The organism is Ureibacillus chungkukjangi (assembly GCF_003217295.1).
Taxonomy (GTDB): domain Bacteria; phylum Bacillota; class Bacilli; order Bacillales_A; family Planococcaceae; genus Ureibacillus; species Ureibacillus chungkukjangi.
In genome coordinates, this window is sequence record NZ_QJTJ01000069.1 from 1 (window position 1) to 2,328 (window position 2,328).

A 2,328-nucleotide genomic window follows, 5' to 3' on the forward strand; every position below is an offset into this window, starting at 1 on the left:
AATTATATCTTAATTAACCTAATTAAAAAAGCTACCTACTAGCATGTAGTCTATTAAAATTACCGTTATAAATGTTAAAGCATTACAGAAACAATCGGGTGCTTTTCTCGAATAAGGAGAGGGTCTTTCTTCATGATGGGCCAGATTGTGGAGCAACACAGATAGTTATTAGGCTAAAATTTGAAGATAAATTAGCGTTACTACTTCAAATAATAAAAGGTAAATCCAACTCTAATCTCGAATTGTTTCCAGAAACAAATGATTACGAAGTTGGTGTTTTTTTGGAAAAGACAATATATAAGAGAATACATATTATTGGCTCTGTTGGAAGTGGTAAAACAACTTTAGCAAAAGAAATATCCTCGAGGTTAGATATACCGTATTACGAATTAGATAATGTAGTTTGGATAAGGGATAAGTCCGGGGATATAAGAAGAACTGAACAAGAAAGGGAGGAGTATCTAAACAGTATATTACAATCAGACAGTTGGATAATCGAAGGAATACACAATGAGGATTGGGTAAGCAATTGTTTTCAGAGTGCAGATTTGATTTTCTTTTTAGATACAAAATATTCAATAAGAACTTACCGAATTATAAAGAGGTTTCTAAAACAAAAACTTCGATTAGAGAAAGCAAATTACACACCAACATTAGTTATTTTTTTTAAAATGTTTAGATGGAATCGTTATTTTGAAGACGTTGGTAAAGTTAATTTTTTCAACAAGTATGGCATACATAAAGATAAGATAAAAGTTATTAACAATGCAAATTGCATTAAGAAATACTTCAATTAAAAGGCGCCACCCCTTAATAATATTGGTTTTAAATTCACTTTTTTAAAATTTATGAAGGAGGATTTTAAGAGCAGCAGGCGTATTCAACAATCCGGCGCAATTCTTGAATTAGAATTGTATCTTATTCTGTAATAGGGCCAGGTTGTTGAATAAGGATTTTAAAATAAATGGATATATATGTTGAAATTCGAATGAGGCTGAAAGAGGTTTTATTTAATCAACTGCTTAAAATAAAAATAGGAATAGTAAATGAGGAATGGTTTTGATTAAAGAAATTGATATTACTAACACTAAGATTGCTGAAGAAGTTTTAAACATTCAAATGCTTTCATATAAAGTAGAAGCAGAAATTATCGACTTTTATGATTTACCGCCATTAAAAGAAACAGTGGAAATGTTGCAGAAATGTAGTGAGACTTTCTTTGGCTATTACATTAATGATGAATTATGCGGAGTCATTTCTATAATAGCAGAGAAGGGGATAATTGACATACATCGGTTAATGGTGCATCCTGAACATTTCAGAAAAGGCATTGCTAAGATGTTATTGGGGTTCATTGAGAGTAATAAGGAAGGGTTTGAAACAATAATAGTGTCAACTGGATCAAAGAATAAACCCGCAGTAAGCTTCTATTTGAAAAATGGATTTGCAAAATCAGGTGAAACAAGAGTAACAGAACAAATATCTTTAACTTCTTTTAAAAAGAAAATTTAATATGGTTATATAAGCAATCGGGCGCTTTCTTTGAATAAGGAGAGAGTCTTTATTCATGAATAGGGCCAGATTGTGGAATAAAGTAAACATATATAGGATTACACTTAAACTTAAAGGATAAGTATAAAATTTGTAATTACTATATTTCAAGGTGGTTATACTGTTGAATTTTGATATAAAAAAATCATTAGAAGAGTTAGAGGATACAATCTTTAAACCGTCAGATTTTGAATCAAATTTAATATTAAAGTGTCAGGAATTAATGAAAAAGAAATTAAAAGATTATTCAGTTGAGGATTTAAGAGTAATGATTGGACAAGAGATAGGCTTAAAATATCTTGTTCCATTAGCACTTGATACTCTTATGGAGAATCCGTTTGTAAGTGGGGATTTTTATAATGGTGATCTACTTACGAATGTATTAAGAGTAGATAAGCAGTTCTGGAAACAAAATGAAGATTTGTTATTTGAATTAAATGAAATCATAGCTACTGTAAAAATTACAATAAATACAGTTTTACCTCTTCTCGAGGATTACGAATCACCTTCTTGATGTCTTATTATCTTCAACAATCGGGCGCAATTCTTTAATAAGAATGCGTCTAATTAAATTAAAGGGACAGATTGTTGAATAAAGCCAAGTAAGAAAAATATGTTTATTTATGTTAAAAACTTAATAAGATTTAACAATCGAGGTATTTAATGGAAGATTGTGGTTCATTGTAAACGCTAAAATAAAATGGACAGATATCGCTAAATAAGATTGAACACTTTCGCCAAAAATAACCCTTATCCTTTATACTAAATTGGTAGTAG

3 protein-coding genes are annotated in these 2,328 nt (G+C 29.9%); all 3 read left to right on the forward strand.

Translation table 11 applies throughout. The annotated features are described in order from the left end of the window. Positions 1–281: 281 nt before the first annotated feature. The 3 genes from BJ095_RS18720 (at position 282) to BJ095_RS18730 (ending at position 2,065) form a co-directional block, all read left to right on the forward strand. Complete coding sequence (locus BJ095_RS18720; RefSeq protein ID WP_107937877.1) at positions 282–797, forward strand: P-loop NTPase family protein; 516 nt, start codon at positions 282–284, stop codon at positions 795–797. A 256-nt stretch (positions 798–1,053) separates the two neighbouring features. Continuing rightward, a complete protein-coding gene (locus tag BJ095_RS18725; RefSeq protein WP_306460166.1) occupies positions 1,054–1,512 on the forward strand; it encodes a GNAT family N-acetyltransferase in 459 nt (152 codons plus the stop codon). A 163-nt stretch (positions 1,513–1,675) separates the two neighbouring features. After that, complete coding sequence (locus tag BJ095_RS18730) at positions 1,676–2,065, forward strand: contact-dependent growth inhibition system immunity protein (RefSeq protein WP_107937876.1); 390 nt, start codon at positions 1,676–1,678, stop codon at positions 2,063–2,065. Positions 2,066–2,328 lie beyond the last annotated feature (263 nt).

Excerpts from the sequence above, each read along its gene's own strand:
- BJ095_RS18725 (WP_306460166.1), top strand. The coding sequence starts at position 1,054 with ATGGTTTTGATTAAAGAAATTGATATTACTAACACTAAGATTGCTGAA.